This is a genomic window from Emticicia sp. W12TSBA100-4, assembly GCF_040253585.1.
Classification (GTDB): Bacteria; Bacteroidota; Bacteroidia; order Cytophagales; family Spirosomataceae; genus Emticicia.
Window position 1 is genome coordinate 123,119 of the sequence record NZ_JBELAU010000012.1, and the last position, 17,751, is coordinate 140,869.

Annotated in this window: 15 protein-coding genes; 9 read left to right on the forward strand and 6 right to left on the reverse strand. The window is 37.9% G+C overall.

Going from position 1 to position 17,751, the window contains the following annotated elements; translation table 11 throughout:
• Positions 1–193 precede the first annotated feature (193 nt).
• From uxuA to ABR854_RS18680, 3 genes are all read left to right on the forward strand, one after another.
• Positions 194–1,381 carry a mannonate dehydratase gene (gene uxuA, locus ABR854_RS18670; RefSeq protein ID WP_350267362.1) on the forward strand — a complete coding sequence of 396 codons (1,188 nt, stop codon included), beginning with the start codon at positions 194–196 and terminating at the stop codon, positions 1,379–1,381.
• 56 nt (positions 1,382–1,437) lie between these two features.
• The gene (locus ABR854_RS18675) at positions 1,438–2,445 is read left to right on the forward strand and encodes a PfkB family carbohydrate kinase (RefSeq protein ID WP_350267363.1); all 1,008 of its coding nucleotides are present in this window, start codon (positions 1,438–1,440) and stop codon (positions 2,443–2,445) included.
• Positions 2,446–2,546: 101 nt separating this feature from the next.
• Entirely contained in the window at positions 2,547–3,215 is a 669-nt protein-coding gene (locus tag ABR854_RS18680) for a bifunctional 4-hydroxy-2-oxoglutarate aldolase/2-dehydro-3-deoxy-phosphogluconate aldolase (protein WP_350267364.1), read from the forward strand.
• A 136-nt stretch (positions 3,216–3,351) separates the two neighbouring features.
• Here the strand turns inward: ABR854_RS18680 and ABR854_RS18685 are convergent, their stop codons facing one another.
• On the reverse strand, positions 3,352–4,818 hold the full coding sequence (locus tag ABR854_RS18685) for a tagaturonate reductase (RefSeq protein ID WP_350267365.1): 1,467 nt from the start codon (positions 4,816–4,818) through the stop codon (positions 3,352–3,354).
• 340 nt (positions 4,819–5,158) lie between these two features.
• Here ABR854_RS18685 and ABR854_RS18690 point away from each other — a divergent pair, with 340 nt between their 5' ends.
• The 3 genes from ABR854_RS18690 (at position 5,159) to gatC (ending at position 7,083) form a co-directional block, all read left to right on the forward strand.
• Positions 5,159–5,914: a TerC family protein gene (locus ABR854_RS18690; RefSeq protein WP_350267366.1), complete on the forward strand. Its 756-nt coding sequence runs from the start codon at positions 5,159–5,161 to the stop codon at positions 5,912–5,914.
• 74 nt (positions 5,915–5,988) lie between these two features.
• Positions 5,989–6,714, forward strand: a complete 726-nt coding sequence (locus ABR854_RS18695; RefSeq protein ID WP_350267367.1) for a lysophospholipid acyltransferase family protein — start codon at positions 5,989–5,991, stop codon at positions 6,712–6,714.
• Between the two features lie 81 nt (positions 6,715–6,795).
• Positions 6,796–7,083 (forward strand): Asp-tRNA(Asn)/Glu-tRNA(Gln) amidotransferase subunit GatC, encoded by a 288-nt coding sequence (gene gatC / locus ABR854_RS18700; protein ID WP_350267368.1) that lies wholly within the window; start codon positions 6,796–6,798, stop codon positions 7,081–7,083.
• A gap of 145 nt (positions 7,084–7,228) precedes the next feature.
• On the opposite strand, the gene ABR854_RS18705 is transcribed toward gatC, so the two are convergent.
• The 3 genes from ABR854_RS18705 to ABR854_RS18715 all read right to left on the reverse strand — a co-directional run bounded on the left by ABR854_RS18705 (position 7,229) and on the right by ABR854_RS18715 (position 9,647).
• Positions 7,229–7,825 carry a DUF6962 family protein gene (locus ABR854_RS18705; protein ID WP_350267369.1) on the reverse strand — a complete coding sequence of 199 codons (597 nt, stop codon included), beginning with the start codon at positions 7,823–7,825 and terminating at the stop codon, positions 7,229–7,231.
• A gap of 101 nt (positions 7,826–7,926) precedes the next feature.
• Entirely contained in the window at positions 7,927–8,838 is a 912-nt protein-coding gene (locus tag ABR854_RS18710; protein ID WP_350267370.1) for an ROK family protein, read from the reverse strand.
• A gap of 101 nt (positions 8,839–8,939) precedes the next feature.
• Positions 8,940–9,647, reverse strand: a complete 708-nt coding sequence (locus tag ABR854_RS18715) for an SDR family NAD(P)-dependent oxidoreductase (RefSeq protein ID WP_350267371.1) — start codon at positions 9,645–9,647, stop codon at positions 8,940–8,942.
• Positions 9,648–9,768: 121 nt separating this feature from the next.
• Here ABR854_RS18715 and ABR854_RS18720 point away from each other — a divergent pair, with 121 nt between their 5' ends.
• Together ABR854_RS18720 and ABR854_RS18725 are read left to right on the forward strand one after the other, a co-directional pair.
• The gene (locus tag ABR854_RS18720; RefSeq protein ID WP_188769750.1) at positions 9,769–10,500 is read left to right on the forward strand and encodes an MlaE family ABC transporter permease; all 732 of its coding nucleotides are present in this window, start codon (positions 9,769–9,771) and stop codon (positions 10,498–10,500) included.
• Positions 10,501–10,588: 88 nt separating this feature from the next.
• Entirely contained in the window at positions 10,589–11,341 is a 753-nt protein-coding gene (locus ABR854_RS18725) for an ABC transporter ATP-binding protein (RefSeq protein WP_350267372.1), read from the forward strand.
• Between the two features lie 103 nt (positions 11,342–11,444).
• On the opposite strand, the gene ABR854_RS18730 is transcribed toward ABR854_RS18725, so the two are convergent.
• Positions 11,445–14,648 carry a serine hydrolase domain-containing protein gene (locus ABR854_RS18730; protein ID WP_350267373.1) on the reverse strand — a complete coding sequence of 1,068 codons (3,204 nt, stop codon included), beginning with the start codon at positions 14,646–14,648 and terminating at the stop codon, positions 11,445–11,447.
• Between the two features lie 152 nt (positions 14,649–14,800).
• Between ABR854_RS18730 and ABR854_RS18735 the strand changes: the two genes are divergently transcribed.
• The gene (locus tag ABR854_RS18735) at positions 14,801–16,129 is read left to right on the forward strand and encodes a rhamnogalacturonidase (RefSeq protein ID WP_350267374.1); all 1,329 of its coding nucleotides are present in this window, start codon (positions 14,801–14,803) and stop codon (positions 16,127–16,129) included.
• Positions 16,130–16,244: 115 nt separating this feature from the next.
• On the opposite strand, the gene ABR854_RS18740 is transcribed toward ABR854_RS18735, so the two are convergent.
• Entirely contained in the window at positions 16,245–17,522 is a 1,278-nt protein-coding gene (locus ABR854_RS18740) for a 3-coathanger stack domain-containing protein (RefSeq protein ID WP_350267375.1), read from the reverse strand.
• Positions 17,523–17,751: the final 229 nt, after the last annotated feature.

Consider the following 17,751-nt stretch of genomic DNA (forward strand, 5'->3'; position numbering starts at 1 on the left):
AAAAAAAAATAGCAGCTTTTTAAATTTCCTGCAAAAATTATATTTAAAATTTGTTTTGTATAACCTAATTTTAAGTTTTTGACACATTGAGGGGTGTTACTGTCAAAAAAGTATTTGTTCCTGACAAAATATTAGTTGGAGACTTCTCGCCTTAGTTATATTTTTGTAAATCATTTATTTCAATCTTAAAAATATGGCTCTTGAGCAAACATGGCGTTGGTTTGGCCCCAATGACCCCGTAAGTTTATCCGATGTTCGACAAGCTGGGGCAACTGGCATTGTTTCGGCACTTCACCATATACCAAACGGTCAGGTTTGGACAAAATCAGAAATTCAAGCTCGTAAATCTCTCATCGAAAGTAGCGGTTTGGTGTGGTCGGTGGTAGAAAGTGTGCCTGTGCATGAAGACATCAAGAAGGCTTCTGGAAATTATAAGCAATACATCGAAAACTACAAAGAAAGCCTCGTGAACTTGGCCGAATGTGGCATTGATACGGTTTGTTATAATTTTATGCCAATTTTGGATTGGACTCGTACCGATTTAGATTTTGAAGTAGCCGATGGTTCAAAAGCTCTACGTTTTGATATGACCGAGTTTTGTGCTTTCGAAATGTATATTCTGAAAAGAGTAAACGCCGAGAAATCTTATTCGGAAGCACAAATTGCCAAAGCAAAAGCATGGTTTGAAAGTGCCAGCGAAGCTGATGTGACTCGCCTGACCAAAAATATCATTGCAGGATTGCCAGGAAGCGAAGAAAGTTTTACGATTGAGGCATTCAGAGAAACGCTTGATACGTATAAATATATAGGAGATAAAGAATTACGCCAAAATTTGTATAGTTTCTTGAAAGAAATTACACCAGTAGCTGAACAAGCAGGCGTATTGTTGGCGATTCACCCCGACGACCCTCCGTATCCGATTTTAGGTTTACCTCGTGTAGTAAGTACTGAAACCGACGCAAAATTATTGCTCGAAGCAGCCGAAAGTAAGTTTAACGGACTTTGTTTCTGCACAGGAAGCTACGGCGTGCGTGCCGATAATGATTTGGTAGGCATGGTTGAGCGTTTGGGCGATAGAATTAATTTCGTACACCTAAGAGCCACTAAGCGTGATGCCGAAGGAAACTTCTATGAAGCTGACCACTTAGATGGCGATGTAGATATGTATGGTGTAATGAAAGCCTTGGTTTTAGAACAAAAACGAAGAATAAGCGAAGGGCGTGAAGATTACAGATTACCGTTCCGCCCAGACCACGGACACAAAATGCTCGATGACTTAAATGCTACCAAACGAACAAATCCAGGTTATACGGCCATTGGTCGTTTGCGTGGTTTAGCCGAATTAAGAGGTTTAGAGTTAGGAATAGTAAGAGGTTTATAGGAAATTGTTTGAGATATTCACTCATTCAATAAGTCATTCATTCAATCATTGATTTCATGCCAAAAATAGTAACTTTCGGTGAAGTGCTACTTCGCCTTTCGACACCCAATTTTCAGAAACTCGAACAAGCGACATCATTTAATGCTACTTTTGGTGGTACTGAAATGAATGTTGGAGCTTCGTTGGTAAAATTTGGCTTTGAAGCTACTCACGTAACAGCCTTCCCCAATAATTTGATGGGTCAAAAGGCAAAATCTTTTCTAAGATTTTTAGGAGTTAATGATGCTCATGTCATTTTAGAAGGCGAAAGATTAGGTTCTTTTTTCTTGGAAACAGGAGCAGTGATGCGTGCCAGTCAGATTGTCTATGACCGTGCTGATTCGGCATTTGCAAATATTAACCCTGAGCATTTCGATTGGGAGAAAATCTTGGAAGGTGCAGATTGGTTTCATTGGTGTGGAATTACCCCTGCTATTTCGGAAGGTGCTGCTAAAGCGTGTTTAGATGCTGTAAAAGCTGCTAAAAAATTGGGGATAACTGTTTCGTCGGATATTTATTATCGTAGCAATCTGTGGAAATATGGTAAAACTCCGCAAGAAATTTTACCCGAATTAGCCTTTTACTCAGATATTATTTTGGCAAGCCGCAAAAACATCGAAGAAATTTTCGGACTTCAAGTAAGTGTCGAGAAGGGTAAATTTGTGGAGGCTTGTAAAATGTTGATGGAGGCTTATCCGACAATTAAGAAAGTAATAGATACTGACCGTATTCAGGTAAGTGCTTCGCACAATCAGTATTCTGCTAAAATGTGGAATGGTGAAGAATTGATAGAAACTGGTTATCAGGATATTACCCATATTGTTGATAGAATTGGTACTGGAGATGCGTTTTTGGGTGGTTTTATTTATGGGCAAGTTGTATTGAAAGATGATTTGAAATCATTGCAATTTGGAACGGCAGCTGCGGCTCTGAAACATACCATCGAAGGCGACCAAAATTTAGTGACAGTCCCAGAAGTTGAAGCCGTAATGGGCGGAGATAAATCTGGGAGATTGAGAAGATAAATGAAAATTACGAATGACGATTTACGAATTACGAATTTTGCGTTAAAATCTTATGATTTTTATTCGTAATTCGTAATTTATAATTCGTAAATTATAAAACAATGGCAAGATTTGATAAAAATACAACCTTGACACAGGTTTCGGCAACGGGTTTAGTGCCGCTTTTTACGCACAATGATTTAGAATTGTGTTTAGGTGTGTTGCGTGCGTGCTATGCCGCAGGTGTGAGAGTTTTTGAGTTCACGAATCGCACCGAAAATTCGTATAATAATTTTGTAGAACTTGTAAAAATCGCTGAAACCGAAATGCCCGAAATGATCTTGGGAATCGGTACGATTTACGATGCTGCCACGGCACAGAAGTTTATTGATGTTGGTACAAATTTTATTGTAGCTCCAGTAATGAACCCCGAAGTTGGGAAAGTTTGTCAAGCAGCAGGTATTCCGTGGATGCCAGGTGTAATGACAGTTACCGAAATTTATAATGCTCGTGTAGCGGGTGCTGAATTTATCAAGATTTTCCCAGGGGATGTGTTGGGAGCAGGTTTTGTGAAAGCTCTCAAAGGAGGCCCAATGCCCGATGCACAGATTATGGTTACGGGTGGAGTTTCGCCAACCGAAGAAAGTCTAAAATTATGGTTTGGTGCGGGTACTACTGCCGTAGGAATTGGTTCACAATTAGTGCCGAAAGATGTTTTAGCAGCAAAAGATTGGGCAAAAGTTACTGAAATTGTTGGTAATGCTTTAACTATTATCAAAGGATTAAAATAAAATCCTCTCTTAATCCTCCAGCTAAAGCAGGAGGCAATTAACAAAAATGCTCCGAAAGAATATCTCTCGGAGCGTTTTTTTGTAGCACAATTCTTCGAATTGTAAAGCCTACACAATTCAGAGAATTGTGCTACAATCAAGCATAAACATTCAATGCGGCAGCTACTTCACGCACACCGATTGCCATCATATTTGATAAATGCGTAGTTACGTTTTCGGCAAAACCTTTGAGTTTGCGGAGGTCACTTCCCCAAAGCTGTTCGTTGCCAAGCACTGCATCTACCACTTCGTTTGGTTTATGGTTTTGCCATACTTCATAAAAATATTTTGCCGAATCGCATTGGATAGGATAAAGTTCGCCTTCTTTTTCGCCAAAATATTTACCGTTTTCTTCTTTTACTGCTTTCATGAATAAAATGTAAGCCGCAAACCCACGAGTAAAATATTGAGGAACTGTACTGAATTCTTTGTAGTAATTCAACAATAATGGAATATTACGCATCTGCATTTTCATGGTATATTGAAGCGTGATACTAATCCATTGATGGTCGAGGTATGGGTTTCTGAATCTATCCAAAACATCACGACCGTAGCGTTGAGCTACTTTTGCATCTATTTTATACGGAATTGCAGGAGCAATTTCCGACATCATCAGGTTTGTGATAAACTTCTCAGTCATATCATCGGCCAATGCTTCTTTCACTGTTTGGAAACCCGAAAGAAAAGCCATTCCACACATGAGCGTATGCGTGCCATTAAGCATACGAAGTTTTAGTTCACGGAATTGCTCGATATTTTTGGCAATTTTTACACCTTCATCGGCTTGGGCAAAAGTCAGAACCTCTTCTACTTTATCATCACCTTCAATCGCCCAAAGTCTGTATGTTTCGGCAACTGCCAAGAGTGAATCTTCATAACCTAACTTTCCTTGAACCTCGGTCAAAGCGTCACCTTTTGGCTTGCCTGGAACAATTCTATCAACTAATGAATTACAGAATGAATTTTCGGTCTTCACCCATTCAATGAAATTTGCTGGTAATTCATTAAAAGCAGCAACTTTCAAAACTAAACCTTTCAAAATATCACCATTTCCTACGATTAACTCGGTCGGTATAATTACAACTCCAGCTTGTTTATTTTGGAAACGTTCATACAACCACGCCGTAAGTTTCGCAGGAAACGAAGCAGGCGGAGACTGACGAATACTCTCTTCTACATATTGCAAACCGACTTCAGTTGTGTTTGAAACTACTACCGAAATATTGGGGTCTTGGGCAGTTTCGAGGACTTCGTTCCATTGAGATTGAGCTGAAATCACTCGACTAATAGCCGAACTGATGATGTTTTCTTCAGTAGCTACGCCTTTTTCAAGACCTCTCACACAAATCGTGTAAAGATTATCTTGTTCGGCAAACGCATCTGCACCACCCGAATCGGTTGATTTCACAACCACGATTCGTCCGTTAAAAATCCCCTGTTTATTGGCTTTGTCAATAAAATAGTCGCATAATCCACGAAGTAAAACCCCCGTACCAAATTGAAGTACTTTTTCAGGTAATTGGAGTGTTGAACTGTCGGTCAGTAATTCTTTAGAGAGTTTCATTAAAAGTCAAAATAAATAGATTGTATATAACAAAAGTAGGTACTTTATTAAGTTTCATCAACTAAAATTCAGTTAAATTATAATACTATTTTGTGATTTTGGTCATGAAATAGGAATAATTCTACAAGAAAATAATATATTGGTAAATTGGTACAAAAAAAGACTAATTTTTGATTGGTTTTTGCATCAAAATATCAGAAAAAAGTGAACTGTTTTCTGATATTCATCAAGAATTCAGACGTGTGATTTATTTAAAATTTTCCGTTTATCATCTTTGAATTTGGCGGAAACATCGAAAAAGTCTAATTTCGCTTCATAAACAAATAAAACTAAACCTGAAATGGAACAAATTTTTACAACAGCAGCTTTAACAAGTATTCTTACTTTAACATTATTAGAAATTGTACTTGGGGTTGACAATATTATTTTCGTCTCGATTATCTCATCGAAACTTCCACACTCTGAACAGAAAAAAGCCCGTACCATTGGTTTGGCAATGGCAATGGCCATTCGTATTGCTTTATTATTTGTGTTGGGTTGGATTTTAGGACTACAAACAGACTTATTTAACCTGAAAGATTTGGGCTTACCTTTCGACTTAGGTTTTAGTGGTAAAGATATTATTCTATTGATTGGTGGACTTTTCTTGTTGTATAAAGCAACCTCAGAAATCCACCATAAACTTGAGGGACGCGAAGAAAATATTAGTGCCAAAAAGACTTCTTCAAAATTATCAAAAGCTATTTTTGATATTGCGATTATCAACATCGTTTTCTCAATTGACTCTATCATTACTGCGATTGGTATGACCAGTAATATCATGGTGATGGCCGTTTCAGTAGTTCTTTCTACCTTTGCAATGTTGGCTTTTGCGGGTAAGGTAGGCGAGTTTGTTGAGCGTCACCCAACCGTGAAGATGTTGGCTTTATCGTTCTTAGTAATGATTGGTACATTACTTGTAGCTGAGGCATTTAAAGTACACGTACCGAAAGGTTATGTTTACTTCTCGATGGCATTCTCATTTTTGGTTGAAACACTCAACATCAAAATGCGTAAAAATGCAAAGCCTGTCGATTTGCGTAGTGATATAAAATAAATAGACGATAGTCAATAGACCACAAGTCGATAGTTTTAAAATTTAGAAAAAACACCCCTTTAGGGGACGGGGGCATGAAGATATTTTCTTGGATATATACAGTTTGGTGTGCGTTTTGGTTTTTGGTAGTGTTTTTATTACTTTTTCCTATTGTTTATGTTTGCTTGCAAAAAGAACAATGGAAACCAATTGCCCATTACTGTAATCGTATCTGGGGAAAGATTTTCTTTTTCGTAATTGGGCAACCCGTAAAAGTTACTTACGAAGAAGAACTTGACCCCAAGCGTGCGTATGTTTTTTGTGCCAATCATTTTAGCTATCTCGATATTGCGATGATGGGCGTGGTAGTAAAAAACTATTTTGCGTTTATGGGGAAAAGCTCCGTGAAAAAAGTACCGCTATTTGGGTATATGTTTACCAAACTTCATATTCAAGTAGATAGGTCAGCAAAGGATAGCCGGATTAAGGCATTGACTCGGTCTATAAAAGCACTAAAGTCGGGGAGAAGTATTATGATTTTTCCAGAAGGAGGTATTTTTTCGACCAATTTTCCCGAAATGATACAGCCTTTTAAAGATGGTGCATTTTCAATGGCCATCGAGAATAAAGTGCCAATTGTGCCGATTTCTCTTTTAGATAATTATAAAGTAATGCCCGAAATGCTATTCAAATGGCATAAAATTAGGGTAATCGTGCATAAGCCAATTGAAACAACCAACTTAACAAAAGCTGATATAGATGACTTGAAAAAGCAAGTGTATGACGTGATTCAGCCTACGTTAGATAAGTTTAAAGATTAAGAGAAAATTTAGGTACGAAGGTACAAAGTGGTAAAGTAGAACTTACTATGTGCCTTTACTACTTTGAACCTAAATAAAAACATGAAAATAGACCAAAAGACAGTTGAAAAAATGGCACATCTTTCTCGTTTGGAGCTAAGCGAGCAAGAAAGTGAAAAAATGGTTGATGATTTATCGAAAATCTTGAATTGGATGGACCAACTCAAAGAACTCGACACAACCAATGTAGAGCCACTTACACACATGAGTGAAGAAGTAAATGTTTTCAGAGAAGATGTTGCTCAAAACGCTCTGCCGAGAGAAAAAGGTTTGAAAAATGCCCCAAGCCAAAACGGCGAGTACTTTCAAGTACCGAAGGTGATAGAGTAGTAGTCAACACTTGATAGTTGGCAGTAAATATTGCTATAAAATGCACTTTATTAATCTGATTACTTAGGTTATAAGTTCTATAGAAAAGGCTTAGATTGTGAAAATCTAAGCCTTTTTTTGAAGACTGAAAACTGATAATTGAAGACTAATTTGAATGATGATGGCGAGCCGCTCTTCCGAAACAAAATAAGCTAATTGCTACCAAATAATGATAAACATCGGTTGGGTCGAGCAGAGTGTTGGGCATAAAACTCTTATTATAAGTAGCCAAAACCAATGCCAAAACTCCCAAAATAAGCCAAGAACCAACGGCTGTACGACCTTTGATAAGTCCAAAAATACCGATAACCAAAACTAATGGAATTGCCACCATTGATACAATCTGCAAGACTTTCGAGTTGTCGGTCAGTTGAACGATTCCGAAAGTAATAAATCCTAAAGCCAATACGATATAAGTGGCGTTTTGAGAAGCTGTTTTTCGTTGAACTAATAAAAACGACGCATAAACCAAGCAAAAAGCTCCCGCTGTGCCAGCTAAATGCTGGAAAAACTCCGAAATCGTTTTTGCAGGAGCGTAACCCAAAAATCGGATAACTCCGAAAAAAGCTGCGGCCGTAATTGAAAGCACGAAGGCTTCCCAAAGTAAGCAAGTATTAAATTCGAGTTTTCGGAGATATTGAAAAAATACATAAATACCTGTGAGTGTAAGCACTGCATCAGATATAGCATGAGTGATTTCCATAGTTTAGAGTATAGGTTTTTGGTTGAAATGTTGAACATAAAAAAAGGTTAACTATCAAATTGATAATCAACCTTTTCTTTCAGAAATATATACGTTTTACATCAGAAACACAAACTTGCCGCTCCGAGCAAACCAGCATCATTGCCAAGTGTTGCTTTCTTGATAACAAGTGTTTTGAGGTAATAAGGCGTCAGCCAATATTCTAATTGTTTATTGATAGCTGGCATGATATAATCGAAAGATGCTGAAAGTCCGCCACCGACTAAGATTGTCGTAATATCAAGGATACGAATCATAGAAACCAAAGCATTACCGAGCATTTCGCCTACTTCGCTGAAAATTTGAAGAGCTAATTCATCGCCTTCGGCTGCTGCTGCCACCAAACCAGTTGTAGAGATAGTTCCATCGTCAGGTAATTGAGTTTTACCTGTGTAGTTTGCTCTCATTTTATTGGCCAAATCGAGCAATTCGTTTTTACCGATATTTCTCTCTAAAACTTTGCCATTTTTTGATGGAACGTGACCCGGCTCCATAGCGTTTCCGCCGCCACCTTTGAAAACTTGTTTATCGATGATTGCCGCTCCGCCCACACCCGTTCCGAGCGTAACCATGATATAATCTTCTGGAATTTCTTCGTCCTCTCCGAAATAATATTCACCCAAAGCGGCTGCATTTGCATCGTTTTCGAGGAAGAAATCACATTTTGGGAAACGTTCTTTCAAATATGGTATAATCGGAGTGCCGTCGATTTCGGGAATTGCCGTAATTTCTACCAACGTAGTACGGTCACGGGTGATAAGCCCCGGAACACCAATTCCGCATTTTTCTACACCTTTATTTTCAGCTAATTGAATCGCAATTGCATCGCCCAAACGCTCAACAAAATGCCCTGATTTACGCCAGCTTGCCGTGTCGTGGCTATAAAAATTTGAAAGTTTACCAGTTTGAGCTTCAACAATGCCCATCTTGACGTTAGTACCGCCTACATCAATTCCTAAATATTCGGTTGCCATTTAGCGTAAATTATAAAGTATTTAAAGGTCAAATATAAATGTTTTTTAAAAAAAATTAAGAATAAAATTTTCTTTTCCTTTTTTGGGTAAAAATTTACTGATTATATGTCGCCACTTTGCGGACGCAAAACAATATCTTCGATAACTGCATTTTTCGATAAACTATAAGCACTCCAGATGGTTTCGGCAATATCAGCAACGGTCATAAATCTTTCTTCGGGAATTCCCGCTCCTGCCCAACTATCGGTGTAAACTGCTCCTGGCATAACAGAAGTTACTTTCACACCATACTCTTTCATTTCTTCACGCAAAACCTTACTGAATCCCAACAAAGCAAATTTTGAAATGCTGTATGAGCCGCCATTCGGATAAGCTTTTAAACTTGCCACCGAACAAATATTAAAAATATGCCCGCTGTGCTGCTCAATCATTGTTGGAATCAGCCCACGAGTGAGGTGATAGGCACTGTAAAGATTGGTTTCGATGAGTTGTTCTAAAACGCCATCGGCTTCTTCGTGTACGTTTCCAGGAATAAATGTACCAGCGTTATTGGTCAACATTCCGATGGGTTGAGCTAAAGATTTAATAAACTCAGCGAAAGCGATTGCCTGAGATTTGATAGCTAAATCGGCTTTTTGTACATAACATTTTACGCCATATTGTGCTTCGATTGCTTGTTTTGTTTCGGCCAAATCGGTTTCATTTCGAGCCGAAATTACTATATCGAAATCATTTTTAGCAAATTGTTCGGCAATTGCTCGCCCAATGCCACGTGTACCACCCGAAACTACTGCTAATTTTCTACTCATATACCAATAAAGTATTTTAGATTGGTTTTGCTGTAATTCTCAGAAAAACCTCAAATATAGAACCATGAACCCTAAACAAATCGTTATCTTTGCAAATATCGTTAAAATTTAGCTAAAAACTATGTTATCAGTAATAGGAAGATATTTAATATTTCTCGGAAAACTCTTCACTCGACGAGAATCTCTGAAAGTATATTGGGAAAGGTTCATTGATGAGTGTATCGGAATTGGGGTGAGTTCAGTGTTTATCGTGGCCATTGTTGCGGTGTTTATTGGTGCGGTGGTTTGTGTGCAAACCCGTGCCAATTTGGTGAGCCCTGTTATCCCGATTTATGTGGTGAGTAATATTGTGCGAGACATGACTTTGCTCGAATTATCTTCGACTTTTATGTGCGTGGTTTTGGCAGGAAAAGTAGGGTCGAATATCGCAGGTGAACTCGGTACAATGAAAATTACTGAGCAGATTGACGCCCTTGAAGTAATGGGAATTAATTCAGCATCTTATTTGGTTTTGCCTAAATTATTAGCTGCGGTTTTCACGTTTCCTTTGTTAGCTATTATTTCGGGTTTTCTCGGGATTTTGGGTGGATATTTGGCAGGAACACTTTCAGGTATCATCACGCCAGAAGATTATATTTATGGTATCAGATATTCGTTTATCCCTTTCAATGTCTTTATTTCTATCATCAAAGCAGTAGTTTTTGGTTTTCTGATTTCCACAATTTCGGCTTTTCAAGGCTACAATACTCGTGGCGGTGCATTGGAAGTAGGGCAGGCCAGTACTTCGGCCGTAACCAATAGTTGTATTGCGGTTCTGATTGCCGATTATCTTTTGGCGGAGCTTTTGACTTAATGAGTGAATGAATGATTGAGCGAATGAGTGAATATTACAATAACTCTCATTCTAAATTATCCATTATCCATTTTACATTATTTTTCAAATGATTGAAATAAAAAATATATCAAAGTCTTTTAATGGCCGAATGGTGTTAGATAACGTGAGCGGCTTATTTAAAAAAGGCGAAACAAGCTTGGTTATTGGTGCGAGTGGTACAGGGAAAAGCGTACTATTGAAATGTATGCTCGATTTGGCTCGCCCCGAAGCTGGAACAACGCTTTATGATGGTCGTGATTTTTATGTAGGCGACGAAGAAGATAAAAAAGATATTCGCCGAGAAATGGGTGTGCTTTTTCAAGGTGGAGCATTATTTGATTCTAAAACTGTACACGAAAATGTACAGTTTCCGCTCGATATGCTCACAAAAATGGGCGAAGGTGAAAAGAAAGACCGAGTGGAATTTTGCTTACAACGAGTTGGACTGGAAGGAACGGGTGGCCGAATGCCATCAGAGATTTCGGGAGGTATGAAAAAACGTGTTGGCATTGCCCGAGCGATTGTGATGAACCCAAAGTATTTGTTTTGTGATGAACCAAACTCTGGCCTCGACCCGCTGACTTCGATAAAAATTGATGAATTGATTAAGGAAATTACCGATGAGTTTGATATTACGACCGTAGTAATTACGCACGATATGAACTCCGTACTTTCGATTGGCGATAAAATTATGTTTTTGCACAAAGGCAAAAAACTGTGGGAAGGAAACAGCCAAACCATCATGGGCGATACCGTGCCAGAGTTAGAAGAGTTTGTGTTTTGTAATAAAGCCCTTAGTTTGATGAGGGCAGGGAAATAACAAAAAAGGCTTAGAAATTCAATTCTAAGCCTTTTTTATAGAACAATAGCACATCATCCATCCTATTTCTAAATTGTTCGCATGACAAGTCGGGAGACTTGTGTTACTTCTTCAACATCTTATAAATCTGCTCTCCAACTTCGGTTCGGATATTGAGCGTGCTAATCTTCACATTATCACGAGTTGGATAAACTCGGTTCGATAAGAATGTATAAACAAAATTATATTTCGGCTCAACCCAAACGAATGTACCTGTAAAACCTGAGTGTCCAAAACTTTCGGGTGATGCTGATGTTGGGCCATTTCCTACTTTCGGATTAAAATCTAACTTATCGAAGGCAATCGCACGGCGATTTTTAAGTTCTGGAAACTGGTATTTCGTACACTCAGCAAGTACTTCGGGCTTGATAAATTGTGTATCGCCATAATATCCTTTCTGCAAATACATTTGCATTAATTTTGTAAGGTCGTTTACGTTTCCGAAAAGCCCTGCGTGTCCCGATACACCGTTTAACATTCCTGCACCTTCATCATGTACGTATCCGTGAATAAGGGTTTTTCTGAATAAAGTGTCTTTTTCTGTCGGTACAATTCTGTCTTTTGAATAAAAACGTAATGGGTTATAAGTCAGAGAATTAGCTCCAATTTGTTTATAGGTTTTCTTTAAGTAATCTTCCCAAGGTATGCCCGTTAGTGATGCCATGAAAGTTGGGTATGTATAGTAGTGCAAATCACTGTAAACATAACCTTGTTCGGGCTTCAAAGATGAATTTTCGATGGCATCGAAGATAACTTTTTGGTAGTCTTTGTGCAACCAGAGAGAATCAGATATTTGCACTGAAAAATCAGCCGATTGTTTATTAGAAAGTGTATTTGGCTTCCAAACCATTGTTTTTGGCGAAAGACAGTCTTTCCAAAGATTTTTGTCGGTCTTGATGGCTTTAGCAAGTAAAAGGTTGTATTTCTTCTTGCTCATAAATAACTTTTTCTTGTACTGAGAAGCGTATTTGGTTTTAAAAACATCACTATTTCTAACCGTTTTTACAGAGTCGATGCAGTCAGTCCAAAAAGCAATCCAAGCTTTTAGGCCAGCTTTGTGTGTAAGCATATCACGGAAACGCAAGTTGGCTTTATTTCCGTCGGCAAATTCTGGATAATAATCTTTGAAAGATTTATCTAAATCAAATTTTCCTTCGCTCATTAATTGCATAACCGCCAATGCCGAAGTGCTTACTTTCGTAACTGATGCAAGGTCATAAAGGTCAGTTAAATTAACAATTCCTTTTGTAGTTGATTTTGATGAGTTGATAGCTGCATTTGCATTTGCCTTTTTCACGGCTTCGTCCATTACATCATTTTTATTATCAGCTTTAAATTTAGCATCTGCATTTGCTAAAACTGCTCCATTAGCTGCCTCGAAAGTATGGAACCCAAATGCTTTCTGATAAATTACTCGACCATCTTTAGCCACTTGCATGGTTGCCCCTGGATAGGCTTTTTCACGAAGTCCGAGGTTGATAACGGAGTCGATTCTTCTATTAAACTCTACTCCATCAAGTCCGACCATTTCGGGAATTCCATAAGCCAAACGCCCGATTGATTGGGTATTTTCGCCCATGCCATATTTGTATATATTATTGATAGAAACTGGCAGTTTTCCCAAAATCGGAATCGCTCCAAAAATTGCTTGGGCGGCTGCTTCTTCCATATAATTGGTTAGCTGATAAGCCATTACGATGGCTTTCGACTTTTCTAAATCATCAAATTTATCAAGCGAATAAGGATTTCCGAAGATGGTTGTAATCGCCTTACCAGTATTTGTGAGTGCTTTTAAAGCTTTTTTGTTGGCATCGGTAACGCCATATTTGGCGGCTGGACGAATATTATTGAGGTGTAAGTTTACCAAAATCACATCGTAGTTTTGAGTTTGTGCTAAAACCTTGTTGATGCTCGAATCTGGAGCATTTGGCGGAAGCAAAAAATGGTCAATATTTGTATAATTATCGGTCATTTTTTGGAAGGCCGTTGGCTGCAAGGCATCAATCGAAACACTGGCGATACGTTTTGTTAAGTCTTTGATAGGTAGTATTTTGTCGTCATTTTTAACCAAAGTAATTGTTGCCTCAGCTAATTGGCGATTTAGTAAATCTGACTTTGTAGTGTTCAAATCTCCAATCAAATTTTTGATGTCGGTTGGGCGATATTTATCCAATCCAACCCAAGATTTTGCCATCAAGATTTTACGTACACGAAAATCAATTTCTTCCATCGAAATTTCTTTGTTGGCTATGGCTGCTTTGATGGCTGCGATTGCTCCTTCGGCGTCTTCAAATGTTTCAAGAATATCATTTCCTGCTAAAACCGCTCTTACGTTGGCTTCACCTTTCGAGAAATATTTGATTGCTCCTTGCATATCCATGGCATCGGTGAAAGTCAAACCTTTGAAATTGAGGTCTTTACGTAAAATGTCAGTAACGATTCTTTTAGAAAAAGTTGCGGCCAGATTTTTACTTGTATCCAACACTGGAACACTCAAATGCGAAGTCATGATTCCACTTAAACCATTGTCTATCAGTTTTTTATATGGATAAAACTCAACAGCATCTAAACGTTTGCGGTCGTGTGGAATCAAGGGTAAATCGAAGTGAGAATCAACGCCAGTATCGCCATGACCTGGAAAATGCTTAGCCGAAGTAAGCAAATGTTCACTATTCATACCTTGCATATAGGCGAGAGCTTTGTTGGCAACATCTTCTTGGTTTTCGCCAAACGAACGGAAATTGATAACAGGGTTATTAGGATTTATATTGACATCAACCACGGGAGCATAATTGATATGTACACCAATTCGGCGACATTGTTTGGCTACTTCAACGCCCATATCAAAAAGTAGCTTTTCGTTACCTTGCATGGCTCCGAGCGTCATTTGGTACGGAAAACGCACCGTACTGTCGAGTCGCATTGCCAAACCCCATTCCAAGTCCATACCTATCAAAAGCGGCACTTTTGATAAGGCTTGTAACTCATTCACGATGCGAGCTTGCACAGTTGGCGGAGCTGCAAACATCACAATTCCACCGATTCGGTTATCTTTTACCCAACGTTTGAGCTTTTCTACATCGTGTGGTCGGCCAGAAGTATTGCCACGAGGCATGAGTAGTTGCCCGATTTTCTCGTCCAGCGTTAGCGTCGTGAAAACCGAATCTACCCAACGTTTATTATAATTAGTCAAGAAATCAGGTTCTTTTTGTGCAAAACTTGATAAAGTGTTGATAAGTAAGAGGATAAGGAAAAAAAGTTTTTTCATTAATGCGTTAGGTTTGATGATTAGTGAACCGTTACCCAAAGTAAATAAAAAATCGTTAAAAAACCTGCGTTTAATCGAAGTGCCGAGAGTACAGGATTCTAAAAGTCGAGAATTATTTTATATTTACCCCGACAATAGACCTAACAATCATAATGAAAAAAAACCTTGTACTTTTTATCAGTGTGTTCGCTTTGTGGGAGCATTCTTTTGCTCAGAAAAAAGCCAATAATATTTTCCCCGATGGCAGCATTATGTCCAAATGGTTTTCTGACTCAACTAAAATTTCGCTCACTAAACTTGGCAAACAATATGTCATTACCAATTACGGAGCAGTAAATGATAGCACCGTGTTACAAACAACCGTCATTCAGAAAACGATTGACGAGGCCGCTAAAAATGGGGGAGGAGTGGTAATAATTCCGAAGGGAATATTTTTGAGTGGAGCATTATTTTTCAAACCAAAAACACATCTTTACGTTTCGGAAGGTGCAGTTTTGAAAGGTTCAGATAATATTGCTGATTATCCAAAAATGCCTTCACGCATGGAAGGACAAAATCTTGATTATTATGTGGCTTTGGTGAATGCCTATCGAGTTGATGGTTTTACGATTTCGGGAAAAGGTAAGATTGATGGCAATGGTTTACGTTATTGGGAGGCTTTTTGGCAAAGACGCAAAGAAAATCCAAATTGTACGAATTTAGAAGTTTCACGCCCACGATTGGTGTTTATTTGGCAGTCGAATAATGTGCAGATTCAAGATGTGAAATTACACAATTCGGGTTTCTGGACGAGCCATTATTACCAATGTAATTTTGTAAAAATTTTGAATGTAAATTTTCTTTCGCCTTATCAACCCGTAAAAGCACCGAGTACTGATGCCATTGACCTTGATATTTGCTCAAATGTGTTGATAAAAGGTTGCTACATTTCGGTCAATGATGATGCCATTGCTCTAAAAGGTGGTAAAGGGCCTTGGGCAGATATGATTCCAAGTAATGGCGAGAATACCAATATTGTCATCGAAAACTGTGAATTTGGATTTTGCCACTCGGCTTTAACTTGCGGAAGCGAAGCCATTCACAACAAAAATATTATTATGCGAAATTGCTACGTAAATGAAGCTACAAGAGTTTTATGGCTAAAAATGAGGCCAGATACGCCTCAGTTGTATGAATATATTACAGTAGAAAATATCAAAGGTCAAGCCAATAGCCTGATTTACGTGAAGCCTTGGACACAGTTTTTTGATTTACAAGGCCGTAAGGATATTCCACTTTCTTATTCAGATAATATTACACTAAAAAACATCGACCTCAAATGCAATGTTTTTTATGATGTAGCCATTACCGAAAACGACCGGCTATCGAATTTTAAATTTGAAAACCTTACAATTCAAGCAAAGAAAACGGCCATTGATAAAAGTATCGTGAAAGGCTTTACTTTGAAAAATGTAAAGGTAAATGAGGTGATTGTTGAGTAATATTAGCCTTATTTTGTCAATCTAATACTATTTGGTATTTTTTGCTAACCCGATTAAAATCAGTATCTATTATAATCAAAATTGCATTCGTATAGATTCAAACAAATTCGGCTGACTAATTACAAGGATTGCTGCTAATTCCCGCTTCAAAGACAGTCCCTTCTTTTACATGAAAACCGGCTTTAAGTAGAATTTCTTTGTCTGATTTATAGCTTACATTGCCACTGTATATTTTATTGGTTGCATCAATAAAGTTTTGGGATTTGAGTGCGACAGTTTTGTTGCTTATATCATCATTTTTACTGGCCAAAGCTAATCCTTTTTCACATGGGTTATTTTTTTTTTTGTAAGCAAAGCTTCTGATTTCGGTAATGTTTCCAGCCAAAAAGCTAAAATTTAAGGTGAGAGTATTATTGGGTTTAGAACATGGCTCACCACACGGAAAAGAGTAAGTACTAAACGAAAAAGTACCGAACGAATATTTATACTCATCGGGGCATGGCGTTATATTGAAGGTGCAGTCTGAGTTGGCTTGTCTTTCTCCATACAAAAAAGTAAATCTTTTATCATTCAGGTAAATTCCCATTCCAAAATCATTATTGTTGGTCATTGCTACCCAATTTTCGGTGGCCAAATTCCAGAAATTTTGATTATTCTGACTTGGGCTTCTGATGTTGACAGGTTGGTGGGTATAAGGATTTTGACTATTATAGGTCTGCCATTTTTCGGCAAATTTATAGTTCAAATTAATGAAAACATTAAACGAAGACCCTACATTATCGTTACTTACAAAGTATGGAATGTTTTTTACTTGTTTTACAGTAAAATTAGCTGCAATACCACTCAAACTAATCCAATATTCGTTGTATCCTCCAGCATCTATTTTTTTGTAACTGTCGTTTTCAAGATTTACAAATCCCCATTCCCAGAGCTTAGCTTTTATGTATAGAATCTTGGTATCGTTATTGAAACTAATAATCTCTGGAACTCCTCCGAGGTGGTCTTCTTTTGAAAATTTTTCATTGTAAAAAGATCCTTGCGGCAGTCCGTTCCATTCTCTTGATGCTCCTCCTGCAAGTGGATAAATATCAGTCAGGTATTTCGAGTTAGAATAAGGTTTCCAAGTCGATGGATCTGTTGGGTAAATCCTGCTTTCAAAACCTGCTTGTCGCCCAGCATCGTGGTTGTTTATCAAGTTTTCACCATTAGTTTTTCGCTCAAAATAACTAACAACCCCTCCCATTCTTTTATCAAAACCCACCTTTATAATACCATTGTCAAGAAAAAACCTTAAGCTATCTTCATAGAATACAGTGCTGGCATCTTGCGAAAAACATTGTGTAGTGTATAAATAAAAACAGAAAAGAAGGCTTTTAACTTTTCTTAGAATCATAATTTTCTTTTTTTCTTTAAGATACGGCTAAATCAATTTTTTCGAGAGTGTAAAATAAAAAATTTATTAAACGGTCAATCATCAATGGAAGCGATTCGATTTTTGATATATCAATGTCTTCAAACCGCTCCTTCTAATAACATTTTCCTGCCAAACTGCCATATAAAAGTGCCTTGGCATGAGTATTGAACTATTAAATTTACTCATAAATGTTTTGTTTGTCAGAAAG

Excerpts from the sequence above, each read along its gene's own strand:
- uxuA (WP_350267362.1), top strand. The coding sequence starts at position 194 with ATGGCTCTTGAGCAAACATGGCGTTGGTTTGGCCCCAATGACCCCGTA.
- ABR854_RS18675 (WP_350267363.1), top strand. The coding sequence starts at position 1,438 with ATGCCAAAAATAGTAACTTTCGGTGAAGTGCTACTTCGCCTTTCGACA.
- ABR854_RS18680 (WP_350267364.1), top strand. The coding sequence starts at position 2,547 with ATGGCAAGATTTGATAAAAATACAACCTTGACACAGGTTTCGGCAACG.
- ABR854_RS18685 (WP_350267365.1), bottom strand. The coding sequence starts at position 4,818 with ATGAAACTCTCTAAAGAATTACTGACCGACAGTTCAACACTCCAATTA.
- ABR854_RS18690 (WP_350267366.1), top strand. The coding sequence starts at position 5,159 with ATGGAACAAATTTTTACAACAGCAGCTTTAACAAGTATTCTTACTTTA.
- ABR854_RS18695 (WP_350267367.1), top strand. The coding sequence starts at position 5,989 with ATGAAGATATTTTCTTGGATATATACAGTTTGGTGTGCGTTTTGGTTT.
- gatC (WP_350267368.1), top strand. The coding sequence starts at position 6,796 with ATGAAAATAGACCAAAAGACAGTTGAAAAAATGGCACATCTTTCTCGT.
- ABR854_RS18705 (WP_350267369.1), bottom strand. The coding sequence starts at position 7,825 with ATGGAAATCACTCATGCTATATCTGATGCAGTGCTTACACTCACAGGT.
- ABR854_RS18710 (WP_350267370.1), bottom strand. The coding sequence starts at position 8,838 with ATGGCAACCGAATATTTAGGAATTGATGTAGGCGGTACTAACGTCAAG.
- ABR854_RS18715 (WP_350267371.1), bottom strand. The coding sequence starts at position 9,647 with ATGAGTAGAAAATTAGCAGTAGTTTCGGGTGGTACACGTGGCATTGGG.
- ABR854_RS18720 (WP_188769750.1), top strand. The coding sequence starts at position 9,769 with ATGTTATCAGTAATAGGAAGATATTTAATATTTCTCGGAAAACTCTTC.
- ABR854_RS18725 (WP_350267372.1), top strand. The coding sequence starts at position 10,589 with ATGATTGAAATAAAAAATATATCAAAGTCTTTTAATGGCCGAATGGTG.
- ABR854_RS18730 (WP_350267373.1), bottom strand. The coding sequence starts at position 14,648 with ATGAAAAAACTTTTTTTCCTTATCCTCTTACTTATCAACACTTTATCA.
- ABR854_RS18735 (WP_350267374.1), top strand. The coding sequence starts at position 14,801 with ATGAAAAAAAACCTTGTACTTTTTATCAGTGTGTTCGCTTTGTGGGAG.
- ABR854_RS18740 (WP_350267375.1), bottom strand. The coding sequence starts at position 17,522 with ATGATTCTAAGAAAAGTTAAAAGCCTTCTTTTCTGTTTTTATTTATAC.